20 protein-coding genes are annotated in these 18,815 nt (G+C 68.2%); 6 read left to right on the top strand and 14 right to left on the bottom strand.

Annotated features, from left to right (window positions below; genetic code table 11):
- Positions 1 to 5: 5 nt before the first annotated feature.
- From BLQ43_RS09010 to BLQ43_RS08995, 4 genes are all read right to left on the bottom strand, one after another.
- Positions 6 to 533 (bottom strand): polysaccharide biosynthesis/export family protein, encoded by a 528-nt coding sequence (locus BLQ43_RS09010; protein WP_090019984.1) that lies wholly within the window; start codon positions 531 to 533, stop codon positions 6 to 8.
- A gap of 10 nt (positions 534 to 543) precedes the next feature.
- Positions 544 to 1,770, bottom strand: coding sequence for an outer membrane beta-barrel protein (locus BLQ43_RS09005; RefSeq protein WP_176758603.1), 1,227 nt, complete (start codon positions 1,768 to 1,770; stop codon positions 544 to 546).
- A gap of 39 nt (positions 1,771 to 1,809) precedes the next feature.
- A complete protein-coding gene (locus tag BLQ43_RS09000) occupies positions 1,810 to 2,511 on the bottom strand; it encodes a hypothetical protein (RefSeq protein ID WP_090019979.1) in 702 nt (233 codons plus the stop codon).
- A gap of 204 nt (positions 2,512 to 2,715) precedes the next feature.
- On the bottom strand, positions 2,716 to 3,177 hold the full coding sequence (locus tag BLQ43_RS08995; protein WP_090019977.1) for a helix-turn-helix domain-containing protein: 462 nt from the start codon (positions 3,175 to 3,177) through the stop codon (positions 2,716 to 2,718).
- Between the two features lie 231 nt (positions 3,178 to 3,408).
- On the opposite strand from BLQ43_RS08995, the gene BLQ43_RS08990 reads away from it, so the two are divergent.
- The 3 genes from BLQ43_RS08990 to BLQ43_RS08980 all read left to right on the top strand — a co-directional run bounded on the left by BLQ43_RS08990 (position 3,409) and on the right by BLQ43_RS08980 (position 5,362).
- Positions 3,409 to 4,326, top strand: coding sequence for a LysR family transcriptional regulator (locus BLQ43_RS08990; RefSeq protein ID WP_143006219.1), 918 nt, complete (start codon positions 3,409 to 3,411; stop codon positions 4,324 to 4,326).
- A 126-nt stretch (positions 4,327 to 4,452) separates the two neighbouring features.
- Complete coding sequence (locus tag BLQ43_RS08985; RefSeq protein WP_090019973.1) at positions 4,453 to 4,905, top strand: PAS domain-containing protein; 453 nt, start codon at positions 4,453 to 4,455, stop codon at positions 4,903 to 4,905.
- A 28-nt stretch (positions 4,906 to 4,933) separates the two neighbouring features.
- A complete protein-coding gene (locus BLQ43_RS08980) occupies positions 4,934 to 5,362 on the top strand; it encodes a hypothetical protein (protein WP_090019971.1) in 429 nt (142 codons plus the stop codon).
- Between the two features lie 12 nt (positions 5,363 to 5,374).
- Here the strand turns inward: BLQ43_RS08980 and BLQ43_RS08975 are convergent, their stop codons facing one another.
- Genes BLQ43_RS08975 through BLQ43_RS08965 form a run of 3 tightly spaced genes read right to left on the bottom strand, consistent with a single transcriptional unit; the run spans position 5,375 to position 9,112 of the window.
- Complete coding sequence (locus BLQ43_RS08975; protein WP_090019968.1) at positions 5,375 to 5,962, bottom strand: ActR/PrrA/RegA family redox response regulator transcription factor; 588 nt, start codon at positions 5,960 to 5,962, stop codon at positions 5,375 to 5,377.
- Positions 5,959 to 7,314, bottom strand: coding sequence for an ActS/PrrB/RegB family redox-sensitive histidine kinase (locus tag BLQ43_RS08970; protein WP_090019966.1), 1,356 nt, complete (start codon positions 7,312 to 7,314; stop codon positions 5,959 to 5,961). Before BLQ43_RS08970 ends, BLQ43_RS08975 begins: the two co-directional genes overlap by 4 nt.
- Positions 7,315 to 7,336: 22 nt before the next feature.
- A complete protein-coding gene (locus tag BLQ43_RS08965) occupies positions 7,337 to 9,112 on the bottom strand; it encodes a gamma-glutamyltransferase family protein (protein ID WP_245659532.1) in 1,776 nt (591 codons plus the stop codon).
- 132 nt (positions 9,113 to 9,244) lie between these two features.
- Here BLQ43_RS08965 and dgcN point away from each other — a divergent pair, with 132 nt between their 5' ends.
- Together dgcN and dgcA are read left to right on the top strand one after the other, a co-directional pair.
- Entirely contained in the window at positions 9,245 to 10,243 is a 999-nt protein-coding gene (gene dgcN, locus BLQ43_RS08960; RefSeq protein WP_090019964.1) for an N-acetyltransferase DgcN, read from the top strand.
- Positions 10,240 to 11,220, top strand: coding sequence for an N-acetyl-D-Glu racemase DgcA (dgcA, locus tag BLQ43_RS08955; RefSeq protein WP_090019961.1), 981 nt, complete (start codon positions 10,240 to 10,242; stop codon positions 11,218 to 11,220). The genes dgcN and dgcA overlap by 4 nt, the downstream gene beginning before the upstream one ends.
- 649 nt (positions 11,221 to 11,869) lie before the next feature.
- Here the strand turns inward: dgcA and modC are convergent.
- From modC to BLQ43_RS08925, 7 genes are all read right to left on the bottom strand, one after another.
- Complete coding sequence (modC, locus tag BLQ43_RS08950; protein ID WP_090019959.1) at positions 11,870 to 12,985, bottom strand: molybdenum ABC transporter ATP-binding protein; 1,116 nt, start codon at positions 12,983 to 12,985, stop codon at positions 11,870 to 11,872.
- Positions 12,986 to 12,988: 3 nt separating this feature from the next.
- Positions 12,989 to 13,666, bottom strand: a complete 678-nt coding sequence (modB, locus tag BLQ43_RS08945; protein ID WP_090019957.1) for a molybdate ABC transporter permease subunit — start codon at positions 13,664 to 13,666, stop codon at positions 12,989 to 12,991.
- Positions 13,667 to 13,842: 176 nt separating this feature from the next.
- Positions 13,843 to 14,619, bottom strand: coding sequence for a molybdate ABC transporter substrate-binding protein (modA, locus tag BLQ43_RS08940; RefSeq protein ID WP_090019955.1), 777 nt, complete (start codon positions 14,617 to 14,619; stop codon positions 13,843 to 13,845).
- Between the two features lie 260 nt (positions 14,620 to 14,879).
- A complete protein-coding gene (locus BLQ43_RS08935; RefSeq protein WP_090019953.1) occupies positions 14,880 to 15,338 on the bottom strand; it encodes a methyltransferase family protein in 459 nt (152 codons plus the stop codon).
- 20 nt (positions 15,339 to 15,358) lie between these two features.
- The gene (locus BLQ43_RS08930) at positions 15,359 to 15,742 is read right to left on the bottom strand and encodes a rhodanese-like domain-containing protein (protein ID WP_090019951.1); all 384 of its coding nucleotides are present in this window, start codon (positions 15,740 to 15,742) and stop codon (positions 15,359 to 15,361) included.
- Positions 15,743 to 16,573: 831 nt separating this feature from the next.
- Positions 16,574 to 17,524, bottom strand: a complete 951-nt coding sequence (locus tag BLQ43_RS14395; protein ID WP_143006218.1) for a hypothetical protein — start codon at positions 17,522 to 17,524, stop codon at positions 16,574 to 16,576.
- 202 nt (positions 17,525 to 17,726) lie between these two features.
- On the bottom strand, positions 17,727 to 18,092 hold the full coding sequence (locus BLQ43_RS08925; RefSeq protein WP_176758602.1) for a helix-turn-helix transcriptional regulator: 366 nt from the start codon (positions 18,090 to 18,092) through the stop codon (positions 17,727 to 17,729).
- A 159-nt stretch (positions 18,093 to 18,251) separates the two neighbouring features.
- On the opposite strand from BLQ43_RS08925, the gene BLQ43_RS08920 reads away from it, so the two are divergent.
- The gene (locus BLQ43_RS08920; RefSeq protein WP_090019947.1) at positions 18,252 to 18,656 is read left to right on the top strand and encodes a helix-turn-helix domain-containing protein; all 405 of its coding nucleotides are present in this window, start codon (positions 18,252 to 18,254) and stop codon (positions 18,654 to 18,656) included.
- Positions 18,657 to 18,815: the final 159 nt, after the last annotated feature.

The following is an 18,815-nucleotide window of genomic DNA, read 5'->3' as shown; positions in this document are numbered from 1 at the left end:
CACGCTCAGAAGAAGCGCTGACCGACGCGCACGGTGTCGCCCGGCAACAACCGCGTGGTTTCGCCCGCGTCCCGGCGTTTGCCGCTGCGCCCGCGCACCACGGTGATGTCGTCGGGATCGGCGCGGTAGCTGTAGCCGCCCGCGAGCGCCACGGCCTGCAACACCGTCAGCCCGCGCTCGTAGTCGTAGCGGCCGGGCTCCTCGACCTCGCCCAGCACGAAAACGGGGCGGTGATTGAGCACGCGCACGCTCACGCGCGCGGTGTCGAGATAGCCGCGCTCGTAGGCGCCCGCGATGCGTTCGGCCGCCTGACCCGCCGTCAGCCCGGCCAGCCGCACCTCGCCGACGAGGGCGAGCGACACCGCGCCCGTGCCGTCCAGCGTGGCCTCGGTGGTCAGGCGCTCGTGACCGTGCACCTGGATTTCGAGGCGGTCGCCCGCCGTCAGGCGGTAGCGCCCGGCGTCCCCGGCGGCCACGGCGCCGCTCACGAGCACCGAAACGGCGGCGATCACGGCGATGATCCGGCGCAGCATCGTCGTTTCCTCAATATTGCAGCCGCACGCCGAGACCCACGCGGTGGCGCGTGAAATCGGCATCGCCGGTGGAGACGCGCTGGTTGCGCGCGATCCGGGCGGTGAGGTGAACCGTGCGGTTCAGGCGGTAGTCGGCGGTGAAATTGAGGTCGTAGGACTCGTCCAGCCGCCGCGTGCCGATGAAGCTGTTGCGCGTGTAGGCCAGATCGAGCCCGAGCATGAGCTGGCGCAGCAGCTCGTGGTCGTAGCCGAAGCGCACGGCCGTCGAGCGAAAGGCGACCGCTCGCGGCACGGTCGTGAGCTGGAGCGTGCGGTCCATTTGCAGCTTGAGCGTGATCAGCGGCGTGATCGTGCTGGTCAGCGACGCCCCCGATACCGCGCCGACGGTCCGGCCGAGCCGGGGATCGTCGTAGGTTTCCCGCTGCACGCCCGCGAAGGCTTCGCCGAAGGTCATGCCGGTGATGGCGAAGCTGGTGCCGGAGACGAGTTCGATGCTTTGCCCGTCGCGGTCCAGGCCGTCCGCGCGCAGGCGCCCGGCGAAGCTGGTGCGGCCGTAGGTGGCTTCGACGAAGCTCTTCAGGCCCGGCCAGACGCGGTAGGCGCCGCGCGCGGACACCCGCCAGGTCGTGCGGTCGCGGGCGTCGTTGTCGATCGTGCCGCCGGTGGCGGCGGGCACGTCCTCGAAGTCGCGGTGTTCGGCGATGCCGGCCAGGTCCACCGTGAAATCGGCGAAGCGGTAGGTGCCCGTGACCTCGCCCGTCACGCGGTTGATCGGTGTGGGTTCGGCGCCGCCGGGGTCGTTCGGGTCGGCGCGGCTTTCGTGGTCGCGCGCCAGGTGAAGGTTTGCCGTGACCTTGCTGGCCGGCGTGGGGTCCAGGCGGCCGTTGACGTCCAGATCGGCGTCGATCCGGTCTTCACCGGGATTTTTGGCGTGGCGCACCACCTCGGCCCCGCCGCGGACGGTGAGGGCGTGGTTCGCCCAGTCGGACGTGAGCGCCAGCCGGGGACGGATCTCGCTGACCAGATCGCCCGCGCGGTTGGCCGAGCTGGCGCGGATGTTGTCGTCGTAGGCCGTTGCGAGTTCGAGCGCCGGTTCCAGCGTGAAGCTGCCCAGCCGCACGCCGCGCGCCGCCGTGGGCTGGTGCTCGCGGTCGCGCACCGTCTGGCCGGGCTTCAGGTCCTGGGTCGGCGCGGGCTGGGCGGCCAGCATCGTCGTCAGGCTCACCAGCGTCGCCATGCGCCGCGATCGTCTTGGCGTCCGATTCCGCATGACGGTTCAGGGCAGCGTGGGGCTCGCCACGCGCGAGGCCGGGGCCTGGACCGTGACGCCGGGCGAGGACAGCAGCGTCTGCTGCGGCGCCGGCGCCCGGCCGCCGCCGGTCCCGCCGGTTATCCGGACACCGCCGCCGGCGGAACCGCTGCCGGCGTCCGCGACCGCGCCGGTGCCGACACCGTCCGGGTCGCCGCCGCGCGCCGCGTCCGGCGTGGCGAGGCCGCTTCCCGCTGTGCCTTGCGTGGCGGTGCCTTGTGTGGCGGTGCTTCGGTCGCGCTCACCCCCGAGGAGCGCGCCGCCGGCGCTGGTAAACCGCCGCACGGTGCGGCGGATCGTGCGGGCGCGCTCGGGATCGCGCTGGGCGAGGTAGGTGCCGAGCGCCGCGGCCATGGCGGGATCGTCGGCGGCGTTTTGGCGGAGGAGAGCACGCGTGCGCCGGCGCAACGCGGGGCTTGCCGTCGCCGCCAGCGCGTCGGCGCGCGCGGCGACGCGCTCGGGCACGATGACCGTCAGCCCGTCGCCGAGCGTGACGCGGACGCCCCGGTCTGTGCGCTGGATGGTGTCGGTGCGCTGCGTGGTGTCGGCAGCCCGGTCGGGGACGTCACCCTGGCCGGGGGCGTCGCTCCCGCCGTGGGCGGGAGGGGCGCCTGCCGTCAGGACGGCGGCAAGGATGGCCGCGGCCAGTATGGGGCGGGGCGCATCCATCCGCATGCCGGCCCGCCGACGGGTGAACGCCGGCGTCCGCGCCGCCTGCGGGCCGTTTGTCGTGGACTGTCGCCGCACCGCGTGCATGCGGCTGAATGAACCACACGCGCAACGATGTGACAACTGATGCGATTCAGTAAATCGTGAAAGGTGTATCTCTGGGTGTGGGTGCGTGCGCCGCCATCCCCTGCGCCCGGATCGGCGTCATCCGTCCTCGTCCGCGGTGCCGCCGGATTCCCCGGCCGCGGCCGCACGCAGCAGCGCCAGGAAGGCCGAGCGCTGGTTGCGGTCCGCCACCCGTTGAAAGTTGCGCACCAGTTCGAGGCACTCGCGGCTGCTGCCGTTTTCGGCGCGCGCGTGGCCCCGGGTCGGGTCGTCGAACAGCGAATCCACGCCGATGTCCAGGACCTCGGCCACCTGGGCCAACCGCGCCGCGCCGATGCGGTTGCGCGCCGTCTCGTACTTGTGAACCTGTTGCAGGCTGAGGTTCATGGCCTGCGCCAGTTCGTTCTGGGAGAGGCCCCGTTGCAACCGCGCCGCGCGGATGCGCCGGGCGACCTGCTTGTCCACGTCGCCGGGCCGGCTGACCGGCTCCCCGACGGAGGCCGCGGCCGGCTCGGTCCAGCCCCCCTTCGCGTGCATGAAAGCGCTGGCGTCCCCTTCCATGTGGCCTCCTGCTCGTCCCGTGTTGTGTGATTGGGGTGCACGGTTCGTCCGGTGTGCCGGACGTCAGCTGCGGCGCGGATCGGGTGGGTGCGATTCGCGAAGCCGGACCGGCCGCGTCTCACGCCCGAAGCGGTGGTGGCACATGCCTGCCGTTCATCCCCTCGCCTAAGCGCTACTCAAGATTTAACATTCGACGCATATGTGTGCGTGGGCGAAATCGGCGACAGTGGTATGCACATGGGCATAGGTTCGCAGGCGCTGGGGGACTGGGACGACGTGCGCATCTTCCTGGCCGTGGTGCGGGCGGGGAGCTATTCCCGCGCCGCGCAGCGCCTGGGCACGCGGCAGTCCACGGTGAGCCGCCGCATTCAGGCCCTGGAGCACCGCCTGGGCACGAAGCTCTTCGATCACCGGGGACACGGCATGCGACCCACCCCCGCCGCCGACGTCATGGTTCCCCACGTTGAGCGCATGGAATCGGAGGCGCTGGCGCTGGAACGCGAGTTGGTGGACGTCGACGCGGAACCGCGCGGCGTCGTGCGCGTGACGGGCAGCGAGGGGCTGATCTCGTGTTGGGTGCTGCCCAACCTGCCGGCTTTCAACGCCGCCCATCCAGCGATCATGCTGGATACCCTGGCGACCAGCCGCTACATGGACTTGGGGGCGCGCGAGGCCGACATTGCGCTGCGCTTCGGGGAGCCGCGCGACCCGCGCCTGATCTCGCGGTCCCTGGGGACGGTGCGCTACCGCTTCTACGCCAGCACCACCTATCTCGACGCCAACGGCACGCCCGCCAGCCTGGACCAGCTCTACGACCACGCCGTGGTCGATCTGCACCACTTCCACTGGGCCGACGAGCTGGGGATCTGGCGCTCCTTCATCGAAAGCCACCCGCGCGTTCGCGTTCGCGTGACGGCGCTGAGTTCCTACCTCGAGGCGCTGGAAAGCGGCCTGGGGATCGGCCTGCTGCCGCCCTACATCGCGCAGTCGCGTCCGGACATGATCGACGTCGCCCTGGACTTCGGCTACCGCCTCAACCTGAAGTTGCTCACCCACGAGGAAACGCGGCACAGTGCCCGCATCCGCGCGGTCAGCGACTTCCTGCGCGAGCGCGCCCACACCGACCGCGCGTTCCTTTTCGAAAGCTGAGACGCGATGCCCGCCCCGGGTGTTGATCGCATCGGTTGATGTGGCGCCGCCCGAGTCACGGTTTACTTCATCTTAAACCGCCACCCGCATCGTGAAGCGGCTCGCGATGACAGCAGGGGGAGAACGATGGCGGTCTACCGGCCGGAAGAGCGGCGGCTTGTCCTTCGCCTCATGGCCTACTGGGACGATCTGCGCAACGAGCGCGAGTATCCGCCGGTGGGCGAGATCGATCCGGAAACGATCGGGGACGACTGGCCCAACTGCTTCCTGCTGAAGCTGGACGAGCCGGTGAGCGCGTCCCGGCTCCAGGCCATCGGCGAAAACCTGCTGACCGGCCATGTGCTGGAACCGGGCACGCAGGTGGCCGATTGCCCCGGCGACACCCTGCTGTACCAGGCCCTCAAGCCGCTCAGCCGGATGCTCGACAAGCGCATCCCCATGAGCATCGGCGGCGAGGCCGAGGTCGGCGGCACGCCCACACTGTATCGCAGTATCCTGTTGCCTCTGTCGGATGATGGGGCGACCATCGACCACGTTCTCGGCGCCGCCAACGGCAAGCCGGCCGACGGCAGCGCCTGACGGCCGCCACCACGGAACCGGGTCGCCCATGGCCGACGACCGCAGCTACGAAATCCACACCTTCACGAACGGTGACTGGAAGATCCAGGCGTTCTTCGACGACAAGGATCTGGCGCTGCTCGAAGCCAAGCGCATGATCCAGAGTCGGCGCTATCCGGCGCTGCGCGTCACCGAGGAATATTGGGACGACCGCAACGAAGTCTTCCGCTCGCGGACCATCTACCGCGACAACGAGGTCGACCGGCACAACCAGCAGGTCGCGGAAAAGCGTGCCGAGGTCCGGCGCGAGGCCGAGGAATCGCGCGAGCGCCGGCAGGCGCGGCAGCAGGCCAGGAGGAAGCCCGCCAAGCAGCAGCGCTTCGGCGACACCTACCTCGGCCTGGCCCTGAAGGGACTGGGCATCTTCGCGCTCGGCGTGATCGCCATCTACCTCCTCAACCTCGTCGCCGGGGCCTGATCCGGCCGGACCTTACGGCTGCGGCGCGTACTTGCTCAGGATGCGCTGCAGCGTGCGCCGGTGCATGCGCAGGCGCCGCGCGGTTTCCGAGACGTTGCGGTCGCATTCCTCGTAGACGCGCTGGATGTGCTCCCAGCGCACGCGGTCGGCGCTCATCGGGTGTTCCGGCGGCGGCGGCAGCTCGCCGTTGTCGATGATGAGCGCGGCCGTGATCTGATCGGCGTCCGCGGGCTTGGCCAGGTAGTCAACCGCGCCCGCCTTCACCGCGGCCACGGCGGTGGCGATGTTGCCGTATCCCGTCAGCACCACGACGCGGCAGTCGGGGATGTGTTGCTGAATGGCCTGCACGACCTCCAGCCCGTTGCCGTCCTCCAGGCGCAGGTCGACCACGGCGTAGGACGGCCGGATGCGCTGGGCGGTTTCGACCGCGTCCGCGACGCCGGTGGCCGTTTCCACCTCGAAGCCCCGGCGGTCCATGGCGCGGCTGACGCGGCGCAGGAAGCGCTCGTCGTCGTCGACGATCAGCAGGCGGCCGTAGGCTTCCAGGCCGGCGTCGTGGGCGTCGCTCGGGTCGGGGTGCTGGTTCTGGCTTTCGTTCATTGCGGCTGTGCCTCGCTCAAGCTCGCCGGTCCGGTCTCCAGGCGGGCCCGGGGCCAGCGCACGTGCACCTCGGCGCCGGGGCGCCGGTTGGCGAAGCTGACCTCGCCCCCGGTCCGCGCCAGCAGGGTGCGTGCGATGAAGATCCCAAGGCCCATGTGCTGACCTGGGTCGTCGGCCCCGCTGCTGCCAGTGGAAATGTAGGGCTCACCCAGGCGCGAGAGAATATCGGACGTGAATCCCGGCCCGTCGTCGCGCACCGTGACCCAGGCGTCGCTGGCGTTCCAGCCGACGACGGCGTCCACGCGGCCCGACGCGAAGCGCATGGCATTGTGGATGAGCGTGCCGAGCGCGTGCAGGATTTCGGGACTGCGGGGCACCGTCGGTTCGGTGCCGGTGGCGTTGCGGTCCGTGCGCACCTCGAAGCGCACGCCCGAGCGGTGGTAGGGCGTCGCCGCCGCCTCCACCAGCCCGCGCAGGCTCAGCCAGTTGTAGGGGCCGCCGGTGTCGCTCGCCGGGCGCCGGCCCAGGCGGTCGAGGATGTCGCGGCAGCGCGCGCTTTCCTGCACCAGCAGGTCGGCGTCCTCCTTGTAGGGGCTGTCGTCCGGCAGCTCGGTCGCCAGCTCGCGCGCCACGACCGCGATCGTGCCCAGCGGCGTGCCCAGTTCGTGCGCCGCCGCGGCGGCCAGCCCGCCCAGCTCCGACAGGCGCTGCTCGCGCGCCAGCGCCATCTGCGTGGCCGCCAGGGCGTCGGAGCGGCGCTGCGCCTCGCGGGCGAGGGCCAGCACGTAGACGGCGATGAAGAGCACCGCGAGCACCAGGGCGAGCCAGTTGCCCAGGATGTAGAGCGTCGGCAGCTCCAGGCCGCCGGGCCAGGGCAGGGGCAGGTGCACCAGGGCGATCGCGCTCGCCGCCACCACGGCCAGCGTCGCCAGGAGCAGCGTGGTGGTGCGCGACAGCAGGCTGGCGGACACCGTGACCGGCGCCAGGATCAGGATGGCGAAGGGGTTCGCGAGGCCGCCGGTCAGGCCCAGCAGGAAAGTGAGCTGCAGCAGGTCGTAGCCCAGATACAGCGCGGCGGCGCGCTCGCTCAGCCACTCGCCGCCGGGGCGGACGAACTCGGCGTGCAGGTTGACCGCGACGGACGCGCCCACCGCCAGGAACGCGGGCGCGACCGGCAGGCAGTAGCCCAGGCTCACCGCCACGATCACCAGCGCCGCGGTCTGGCCGATCACGGCCACCCAGCGGATCAGCACCAGGGTGCGCTGGCGCACCCGCCCGCCGTCGGGGGCCGTGCCAGCCGCCGGTGTGAGCGCGGCCAGCCAAGCTTTCAGGATCGCGGCGAGTCGGGTCATGGCCCTCTGCGGGTCGTGGCGGTTAGCGGGCCACGGCGTAGCCCTGCATCATGCGCGGGTGGGCGGCGGCGCGCACCTGGCCGTCCGTTAAGCCGGCCGCGGCCAGGCGTCCAAGCGACCAGGCGTCGCGGATGCGCACGCCGTGTCCGCGCTCGCGCAGCTCGGCCAGCGTGGTTTCGGCGAAGCGCGCTTCCACGTTCAGGCTGCCGGGCTGCGCGCGGCGCGGGTAGAACGACGCGGGCGCGTGGTCGGTGCAGAACATGGGCGCGTCGATGGCTTCCTGTAGGTTCAGGCCGTGATGGACGTGGCGCAGCCAGAAGGTCAGCGCCCACTGGTCCTGATAGTCCCCGCCGGGCGTTCCCCACGCCAGCGCCGCTTGGCCGTCGCGCACCGCGATCGAGGCCGAGAGCGTGGTGCGCGGGCGCTTGCCGGGGGCGAGCGCGTTGGGGTGGTCTTCCGCCAGCCAGAACATCTGCGCGCGCGTGTTGAGCGGAAAGCCCAGCTCCGGGATCACGGGCGAGGCCTGCAGCCACCCGCCCGAGGGCGTGGCCGAGACGGCGTTGCCCCAGCGGTCCACGGCGTCGACGTGGCAGGTATCCCCCGGCTTGTCCTGCACCGTCGGCTCGCCCGTGCCCGGCGCGCCCTCGCCGGCGGTGTCCGGGGCCTGAACCGGAACCGGATCGTCCGTGCCCTGGCCGGGGATGGTGCCGGGGCGTAGCTCGGTCGAGGCGTGCTCGCCGATCAGTGCCCGGCGCTGGGCCGCGTGGTCGTCGCTGAGCAGCGTCGCGATGGGCACGTCGGCGAACGCCGGGTCGCCGTAGAAGGCCTCGCGGTCGGCCAGCGCCAGCTTGGCGGCCTCGGTGACGGTGTGGACGAAGGCCGGGCCGGCCGGGTCCATGCCGGCGAGGTCCAGGCCGTCCAGCAGGGCGAGCTGTTGCAGCAGCACCGGCCCCTGGCTCCACGGCCCCGGCTTGCACACGGTGTAGCCCGCGTGCTCGTGCACCACGGGGGCTTCCACGCCCGCCTGCCAGCGCGCCATGTCGTCGCCGGTCAGAAAGCCGCCGTGGCAGCGGCCGGAGGTGTCGCGCACCCGCTGCGTGCGGCAGAAGCGGTCGATGGCCTCGGCGACGAAGCCGCGCGCCCAGGTGCGCCGCGCCGCCTCGATCTGCTCGACGCGGTCGCCGCTGGCGGCTTCGGCCTCGTCGAGGATGCGCCGGTAGGTCGCCGCGAGCGCCGGGTTGCGGAACCCCTCGTTGGCCTCCGGCGGCCTGTCGCGCGGCAGGAAGACCGCGGCCGAGGTCGGCCAGTCCTCGCGGAAGCGCTGCGCCAGCCCGGCGATGGCGTTGGCGGCGCCCGGCAGCAGCGGGTGGCCGTCGGCGGCGTAGCGGATGGCGGGGGCGAGGACGGTTGCCAGCGACAGCGTGCCGTGGTCGCGCAGCAGGCGCAGCCAGGCGTCGAACGCCCCCGGCACCACGGCCGCCAGCAGGCCCGTGCCGGGAACCAGATCCAACCCCAGTTCGCGGAACGCGGCGACCGTGGCGCGCGCGGGCGCGGTGCCCTGGCCGCAAATCACGGTCGGGCGGGCGTCGCCGTGGGCGTGGTGCAGGATGGGCACCTCGCCGCCGGGGCCGTTCAGGTGCGGCTCCACGACCTGAAGCGTGAACCCGGCCGCCACCGCGGCGTCGGCGGCGGTGCCGTCCAGTTCCAGCATGCGCATGCCCGCCTGGCTCGCCAGCCAGTGCGTCGAGGCCACGCCGCCGAAGGTGCCGCGCAATTCGGGCCGGGTGGTGAAGGCCACGATCAACCTCTTGCCGGTCGCGGCGACAAGGGTAGGCTCCCCCGGCCCGGGCGGCAACGCCCGGCGGGGCGACAGCGCCGCGCGCACCGGCTAGACTCCCACGCCGACGCCGCGCATTCGGAAGGATTTCGCATGGCGATCGACCCACCCTACCTGCTCTTCCTCGGCGACGCGGCCGACGAGCTGGCGGCCAAGACCGCGCGCGGCGTGGCCCACTGGCGCCCCGACCGCTGCCTGGGCCAGGTGCGCCTTCCGGGCTGCAAGGCCGATTTGGGCCTGCCGGACAAGACCATCGACCAGGGCGCCGCCGAGGGCGCGCGCAGCGTCGTCGTCGGCGTCGCCAACCGGGGTGGCGTGATCTCCGAGGCGTGGACGGACGCGCTGGAGCGGGCGCTCGACGCGGGCATGGACGTGGCGGCCGGGCTGCACGCGCGCCTGAACGACGTGCCGCGCCTTGCCGAGGCGGCCGCGCGCAACGGCCGCCGCCTGCACGACGTGCGCCATCCCACGCGCCAGTTCTCCGTCGCCGACGGCAAGACACGCCCCGGCAAGCGGCTGCTCACGGTCGGCACCGACTGCTCCGTGGGGAAGATGTACACCTCGCTGGCGCTGGACGCCGAGCTGAAGCGCCGCGAGGTTGACGCCGACTTCCGCGCCACCGGGCAGACCGGCATCCTGATCTGCGGGGAAGGCGTGTCGGTCGATGCCGTCGTGGCCGACTTCATCTCCGGCGCGGCGGAATGGCTCACCCCCGCCAACGAGCCGGACCACTGGGACGTCGTGGAGGGGCAGGGCTCCCTCTTCCACGTCTCCTTCGCCGGCGTGTCCCTCGGTCTGCTGCACGGCTCCCAGCCGGATGCCCTGGTGCTGTGCCACGAGCCCACGCGCGAGCACATGCGCGGGCTGCCCACCTACGGCCTGCCCACGCTCGCCGACACCATCGCCCGCAACGAAGAGCTGGCGCGGCTGACCAACCCCGCCGTCGCCACCGTCGGCGTCGCGGTCAACACGGCCGCCATGGACGCCGGGGCCGCGCGCCGATACCTCCGCGAAACCGAGGACGCGCTGGGCCTGCCCGCCGTCGATCCCGTGCGCGACGGCGTCGCGCGCCTGGTGGATGTGCTGCCATGACCCGACTTACCGTCCGCCCCGAATCCTGGCCCATCCGCGGCCGCTTCACCATCTCGCGCGGCAGTCGCACCTCGGCCGAGGTCGTGGTGGTCGAGCTGGAAACCCACGGCGTTCTCGGCCGCGGCGAGTGTGTGCCCTACGCCCGCTACGGCGAGAGCGTGGAGTCCGTCGTCGCGCAAATCGAGGCGTTGCGCAGCGAGATCGAGGGCGGGCTGGACCGCGAGACGCTGCAGCAGCGCCTGCCCGCCGGGGCGGCGCGCAACGCCGTCGACTGCGCGCTCTGGGATGTGGCCGCCAAGCGCGCCAGCAAGCGCGTCTGGCAGCTGCTGGACCTGCCCACGCCCGAGCCGGTGGCGACCTGCTACACCCTCTCGCTCGACACCGCCACGCGCATGGCCGTCGCCGCGCGTGCGCACAGCGACCGCCCCGTGCTCAAGCTCAAGCTGGAAGGCCCCGACGATCTCGCCCGCGTCTCGGCCGTGCGCGAAAACGCGCCGCGCAGCCGCCTCGTCGTCGACGCCAACGAGGCCTGGACGGCCGAGCAGTACACCGCCCTCGCGCCTGAGCTGAAGGACCTGGGCGTCGAGCTGATCGAGCAGCCGCTCCCCGCCGGGGACGACGAGGCGCTTGCCGGCATGAGCCGCCCCGTGCCCGTCGCCGCCGACGAGTCCTGCCACACCAGCGCCGACCTGCCGGACCTCGCGGGCAAGTACGACCTCGTGAACGTCAAGCTCGACAAGACCGGCGGGCTCACCGAGGCGCTCAAGCTCAAGACCCAGGCGGTCGGGCAGGGTTTCGGCCTCATGGTCGGCTGCATGGTGGGCACCTCGCTCGCCATGGCGCCCGCCGTCGTGCTGGCCCAGGACGCCGAGATCGTCGATCTCGACGGCCCGCTCCTCCTCGCCCAGGACCGCGACCCCGGCCTCACCATCGACGGCTCCCTCCTGCATCCGCCCCCATCCGCCCTCTGGGGGTGAACGCAAGCGCGTTCAAACGCATCTGTTCGAGGTTCTGAGCAGCTACGTTCGCCGCACGCGTCACGGCGGTCGGTGGTGTTGGCGTTATGTTGCGGTGTTGGGACGACGGCGTGTTTTATCGCGCCAGTCAGGCAGGCGGACGCCTCCCAAGCGAGGTTTTGGCGGCTGTCTTGGGGACCGGGGCAAGCCGAACCGTCACAAGACGAGCGTGTTTGATCGCATCCGTTCGCGGTTCTGAGCGGCGACGTTCGCCGCACGCGTAACGGCGGTCGGGGCTGTTGAGGTCTATTGTTGGGAATGTGGCAGTCTCGGCCGAAACGCCTTGGGTGCGGGGAAAGCGAGATGTTCGCGCCATCTCGCGCCGTCATGCCTAGACCCCGTTCTTGGCATCCAGTCCGATAAACGACCGCCCGCGTACGGACGGCCGGCGCGCCTGGGTCGGTGGCTTGTCGTCGGGGCCGCCGCGACGCCCAACCCTCTCCCGGCGGGAGAGGGTCGCCGCGCCGGACGGCGCGGCGGGGTGAGGCTGTGCCGGTTCGGGGTGCGATCCCGTCCGATGCCTTTGGCGCAACGGGCGCCAGCCTTTACGAGAACCGCCCCCGATGTTTGTCGCGCTGGCACCGCCACCGCCGCATCCCGATGAAGCCGATCAGCCGTCGTCCGCCGACGGCCGCGGCGCGGTGAGCGCTCGCCGGTCGAAGGCGATGGATTTCACCAGCGCCCACACGGGTGTTCCGGGCGCCAGGTCGAGGTCCGCGACGGCGGCGCGGGTGAGGCGCGCGCGCAGGTGCTGGCCCTCGACGTCCACCAGCACCTCGGCGAAGGCGGTGTCCGCCTCTTCCGCCACGTCCAGCACCGTGCCGCGCAGCCGGTTGCGGATGCTGATGCCGCGCGGCTCTTCGCGCGCCAGGGCCACGTCGCGGGCGCGCACGCGCAGGCGCACGTCGCTGCCCACGGGGACCGGCGCCGCCGGCATCTGGATGCGCTGCTCGCCCAGGCGCACGTGGGTGAGATGAAAATCCGCGTCGTGCGCCGTCACGCGGGCGGTGAGCGCCACGCCCGCCTCGAAGTGCCCCAGCTCGGGCTGGAGGTCGCGGCGTTCCAGCACCGCCGCCGTCTCCCCGGCCGCGCGCAGCTCCCCGTGTGCCAGCACGGCCATGCGGTCGGCGAGCTGCGTCACCTCCTCGATGGCGTGGGTGACGTAGACGATGGGCACGCCGAAGGTGCGCGGCAGCGCCGCGATGTGCGGCAGGATGTCCGCCTTGCGCCGCAGGTCCAGCGCCGCCAGCGGCTCGTCCATCAGCAGCAGGCGCGGGCGCGTCAGCAGCGTCCGCCCCACGGCCACGCGCTGGCGCTCCCCGCCCGAGAGCGCCTGCGGCCGCCGATCGAGCAGCGGGCCCAGGTCCAGCGCCCGCACCACGCCGTCGAAGGTGATCCGGCCCGAACCCGCCGGCGCGCGCTTGTCCGCATAGCGCAGGTTGCCGCGCACGTTCAGATGCGGGAACAGCCGCGCATCCTGGAACACGGTGCCCACGCCCCGGCGGTGCGGCGGCACGTGCGTCCGGCCGTCCTGCCACGCCTCGCCGTCGAAGATGACGCGCCCCTGCGCCCCGCGCTCGTGCCCGGCGACGATGCGCAGCAGCGTGCTCTTGCCCGCGCCGCTGGGGCCGAAGAGCGCGGTGATGCCGTCCAGCGCGAAGGCGTGGTCCACGGCCAGGGTGAAGTCGGGGAAGGCACGGCGGACGGTGACGGTCAGCTCACCCATCGGTCAGCCCACCTGCACCGGAAAGCGCCGGTTGACCGCGTAGACGGCCAGCAGGATCAGGAAGGAGAAGACGAGCAGGATGATGGAGAGCCAGTGCGCCTCGGCGTAGGCCAGGGTTTCCACGTGCTCGTAGATGGCGATGGAGATCACGCGCGTTTCGCCGGGGATGTTGCCGCCCACCATGAGCACCACGCCGAACTCCCCGAGGGTGTGGGCGAAGCTCAGCACCGCGGCCGTCAGGTAGCCGCGCGCGGCCATGGGCGCGGCCACGGTGGCAAAGGCGTCCAGCGGCCCCGCGCGCAGGCTGGCGGCGGCTTCCAGCGGCCCGCGCCCGACTGCCTCGAACGCGCCCTGGAGCGGCTGCACCGCGAAGGGCAGGGAGTAGACGATCGACGCCACGACCAGCCCGGTGAAGGAGAAGGTCAGCGCCGAGCCCGTGACCTCCACCCACGCCGCGCCCAGCGGGCTGTCGGGGCTGAGGAAGACCAGCAGGTAAAAGCCCAGCACGGTCGGCGGCATCACCAGCGGCAGCGCGGTCGCCGCCTCCACGGGCGCTTTCAGGCGCGAGCGCGTGTGCGCCAGCCACCACGCCAGCGGCGTCGCCAGCACCAGCAGGATCGCCATCGCGATCCCGGCGAGGCGGAGGCTGAGCCAGAGCGGGCCGAGGTCCGGCAGGTCCATGGCCTCATTCTGTCTTTGCGCGCTTAAGCGCGCGAGCCCGTCTTCGACGGGCTGTCCTCCTGAAGGTGGACAGGCGTTTTCAACGCCTCGCACGCTTTAGCGTGCAAAGAACCCTATCCGAGGTTCCGCAGATTCTCTTTGCACGACCTGGGTGTCTTGCTCACGCCGCCATCGGGTCAGCTGTTCCCGCCCGTGCGGTAGCCGAAGCGCCGGATGATCGTCCGCGCGTCCTTGGAGCGCAGGTAGCTCAGGAAGGCTCCGGCGGCGGGATTGTCCGCGCCGTGGCGCAGGCGCACGGCGTCCTGGCGGATGGGCGCGTGGGCGCTCGCGGGCACGTCCCAGCGGCTGGCGGGCTGGTGCTTCTCGGCGTTCAGGGCGTACGAGGTCGCGACGAGGCCGAGCTGGGCGTTGCCGGTGGCGACCATGGAAAAGGTCTGGCCCACGTTCTGGCCCATGACGATCTTTTCCGACAGCCGCTTCCACAGGCCGAAGTGTTTGAGCGTCCGCTTCGCCGCGCGGCCGTAGGGAGCCAGCTTCGGGTTGGCGATGGCGAGGTGCTCGACGTCGTCCGCCGTCAGCGCGTCGAGCGGGGCGTCGCCGATGCGCTCGGGCTCGGGACTCCACAGCGACAGGCGGCCGACGGCGTAGGTGAAGCGCGAGCCGGGGACGATCTCGCCCGCCGCTTCCAGCTTGGCGGGGCGCTTTTGGTCGGCCGCGAGCAGGACGTCGTAGGGCGCGCCCTTGCGGACCTGGGCGTAGAGGGTGCCCGTGGCGCCCACGGTGAGCGTCAGCTCGTGGTCGGTGGCCGCCTCGAACTGGGGTTTCAGGGTTCGTGCGACCTCGGCGAAGTTGGCGGACACGGCGACCAGCGCCTCCGCCGCCCGAGCCGCGCCCGGCAGCGCGATTGCCGCCATCGCGAGGGCGGCCGCCAGCCGCCGTGTGCGTGCCGTCATCAAGCGCCTCCCCGCGTGGCCGCGGTTTCCGGCAATGCGCATAGGGTTTTGTGGCCATAGCGCACCGCCGTGCGGCTGACAAGCCGCGCAACGGTTCGGCTGGCACCTGTCCCCAAGACAGCCCCAAACATCGCGTTTGGCGGGCATCCATCTGCCTGATTGATGGGATGAAACATCCGCATGTTTCCCCAAGACAGCCCCAAACATCTCGTTCGGCGGGCGTCCATCTGCCTGATTGAAGCGATGAAACACGCTGTGTTTCAGAGCCAGCGGCGGACGCGATCGCGGTAGGCGCGGTAGGCATCACCGAAGACGTGGGCGAGATGGGCTTCCTCGCGGCGGATGACGTGGCGGTCGGTGACGAGGACGGCGAGGGGCACGGCGAGCAGCACCCACGGCAGGTCGGCGGCGACGGCGACCCCGGCGGTGAGCAGCGTGAGCGCCACGTACATGGGGTTGCGGGTGTGGCTGTAGGGGCCGTGGGTGACGAGGTTGCGCGCGGGCTCCCACGGCTCGACGGCGGTGTCGGCGCGGCGGAAGGTGATGAGCGCCCAGGCGGCGAGGGCCAGCGCCGGCCCGGCGAGCGCGCCCGCGAGCATCCAGCGCGGCCAGCCGGCGAAGGCGGACCAGGGCCACAGCCACTCCACGGCGAGCCCGAGCGCGACGGCCGCGGCGTAGATGGCGGGGGGCGGCAGCTTGACGTTGGGCTTCTCGGACACGGCGACCTCCGCCCGCTGCGTCAGGACGCCGAGCCGACGACGCGCTGGCTGCCGTTGGCCGGGTCGATGGCGACGTAGGGCAGCCCGGCCTGCTTCCACGCGGCGAAGCCGCCGGCCAGGTGGGCGATCTTCGAGAAGCCGGCCTTGATGCAGGCCTCGGCGACGCGGTGGGAGCGCTTGCCGGAGCCGCAGTGGAAGACGATGGGCTTGCCTTCCTGGGAGGGCAGGTCCTTCGGGTCGAAGGTCGCCATGGGGGCGAGCAGCGCGCCGTGGATGTGCTCGAAGGCGTATTCCTGGGGCGTGCGCACGTCGATGATGACGACCTCACCGCGCTTGTGGGCGTCGTAGAGCTCCTGCGCGCCCCAGTTTTCCAGCGTGGCGCCGTCGATGGTTTCGGTGTTCATGGGCGGACCTCGCCAAACTTCTTTGAGCCCAACTGATCTAGCCTAACGATTCACGCTTTTGGATATACTGCAATGTGACGAATTATAGCGCTTTTTCCTACATATTAGTACCCGTGACATTAAACAATAATAATGTAACGGTGTAACTATTAATATGATCATTTAAATTTATCACTGAATGGCCACATATTATTCCTGCGTCTACGCGCTCCTTCATATTCTATACCTACAGCAACGAAAGCATAGATATTGTAGACCAACGACTTTATCAGCGCCATTACGTACGTTATGTATCCTACATATGCACAAAATACCACTAAAACAACAAACCCATACCAGCGTAAAGGTTGATAACACACGCGTGTGAGAATATCCGTTATAATCCCATTCTGGGATACGGTATATTTTATAAACAAAGATGTTATTAATAGGGTGAGAAAATGGGTTACGACACCAATAAAAATAACAATTGTGTACTTTAACTCTGATATATTTGGCCCTCTTGCATCGCTTCGCACTTTTTGATTCATAAAAACAAAAAGTTCAGTATTTGCGAATGTAGTGAAAATGGTGAAGGCAGTCAACCAAAGCGCGAGTATTGATGAACAAATAATTATAATGTCGCTACTCAATTCTTGCATGATATGACCAATATCCGTGGATAAGTTTCTTATGGGGACATAATAATATACTACAATCAATAGAGACACCAATAAAATTAAAGATATTATAATAGGAAATAAAAAATTAAACTTGCTTTTAGGTATAGATGAGTATAATTTATATAAATCCGAGAATTTATCTTCTCTCAATACTTTTATGGGATTCTCTTCACTCATCATTATGAATATCCGTTATGTCAATTTTTTCTAAACTTCCAAGAGGATTTGGGCCAATCGAGATATCTCCACTAGAGGTCACATTTGCGGCTTGATTAATGTAGTCTTGATACATAAGTTTCACCAGATCATTGTTTTCGGCAGGTAATGATTCATGCTCTACTTTTAACCTCAATTTTTCGTTATCAACTTGCATTTTAGTTCCTTCATGACCTTGTCCTTTTAGCGTCATGTGAACTTTTTCTCCATGTGCGAAAGCATCGACTGGCTCTCTCACATGATCGATATTCAATCCCTCGCTATTTGCCCACGACAGCTGTGTCCTGTCAGGGTTTATAGGCTTTGAGAGTTCTCGGATATCATCTATGAGGTCGGAGTATTCAGCCTCCTGGTTCGTGTCCATAACCCGGATGGTCAATGATTGTAATTTCTGAAATTGGTCAAGGTATACGGATAATGCTCGTTTGCTAACAAGGTATTCTACATCTAATGTGGGTTTTGGATGTATATGAGCAAGCCCTTTTATGGTTGCACGTTGACTTTGTTCGTTTAACCTATGTTTTTCTGTACGTAGAAATTCATCGTGCTTAATGTTTAAGAATTTTTTTATGGTTGTCTGAAAATTCTGTAACGATGGAGCATCACGAGTCATTGGCAGGTATATCAGACGATGATTGTTAAGTATAAGAAGGAATTGAGCGAATGTTGCTGCTTCGAGACTGGTCGGTTCTTCACGGATCCCCTCTTGAGAATCGTAGGTGTGACTCCGTTGAAGTAAAGAATCCTTTACAAAAGTGCCCCAAATACCTACAATATCATCCTCTTTTGATAGATAAACGAGTTCCGGCTCATATATGAAATAGATATTTTCTTCTCCATACTGACGAAATAGTTTGTCATCAAAAAATGATGGGAGCACGATTCCATTTAGATAGTCGTTCATAATGTATTCTTCCCCGAATTTGCATATGAAGTTCGCAAAAGTGACGTTATACATTTCTGTTCTCCGGCCAGTATTGGCATGACATCGTACGCTGGGGTAGTTAACGCTAAATTTGTTTCGAGCAAACTGCAACCCCAGACTGTTTGGAATGTGGGGTCAGCAACCATAACCAGCGGTATGGAGGGGTGAGGCGTGGTGAAGATCACCGCAGCTCCGGCCGCACGGTGGCCCAGAGCTTTTTCAGCAGCTTGATGCGGTGGGCGCTTTCGCCGCGCAGGCTTTTGACCAGCTCGCGCAGGGCGCGGCGGTGGTCGGTGTCGTTGGCGGGCTGGTCGTCCAGGTCGAAGAGGTCGGGCAGGGTGATGCCGAGCGCGCCCGCGATACGCGCAGCGATCGGGATGGAGGTGCCGGTGCGCCCGTTCTCGATCGCGGCGACCTGTTCCACTGAGCGGCCGATACGTTCCGCCATCTGCGCCTGACTGAACCCGGCGGTCAGGCGAAGATCCTGCAACCGGCGTCCGAACGCCTCGCGGATGGCCTGATCCTGCGAATCGAACCCGGTTCCCATGCCCCGAACACTGTGCGGGTTCGGGCGGTTGCTGAATGCAACCAGATTACCTCTTTCGCTCGCGCGAAGCGCGCAAGCAGGGGCGACACTACACGCGTGGATCGGGGGTTGGCGCATGGCTATGGCTGGCGGCGGGAAGACCAGCCACGGAGCCGTGCCATGTCCCAAAACCTTCGAACCGTCCGCCCGTGCCCGCCGGAGACGGAGCGCATCGCGGACCACGTGCGCGCGCTGCGGGAGGGGATGGGCCTGTCGCGGGCGCAGGCGGCGGAGGCGGTGGGCTTTCGCGTGGCGCGAGTCCGCGCGTTCGAAGAAGGCTGGGCCGGCGTGCCCACCCTGTACGTCGGCCGGCTGCTGCGCTTGAGCGGGGTGTCCGCGACGGCCTGGCTGGATGCGCTTTTCGCCCCGGCGGCCTGGCCCCGCGATCCGCGCGCCTTCGACCCCCTGCCGGCCGACGCGCGCTCGCTGGAATGCGCGCTGCGCCTGTGGCGCACCGAGCCGGACGCCGCCCGCGCCTCGCTGAGCAAGATGATCGCGGCCATGCTGGACCGCGTCTCCGCGTGAACGGCGCTCCCCATCTCGTGCGTCCGGGCGAGTGACCGCCCCCGGTGCAGCCGCCTTCCCAATTCGCGGCGTTCACGCGTGGTGCTTTACCCATTGCGTGCGGCGTCTTGCCCCGCTAGGGTTGAGTGAAATGTTAACACTCCGCGAAGGATCGCCTGC

Source organism: Limimonas halophila, assembly GCF_900100655.1.
GTDB lineage: Bacteria > Pseudomonadota > Alphaproteobacteria > Kiloniellales > Rhodovibrionaceae > Limimonas > Limimonas halophila.
This window is presented reverse-complemented; position numbering and strand designations above follow the sequence as displayed.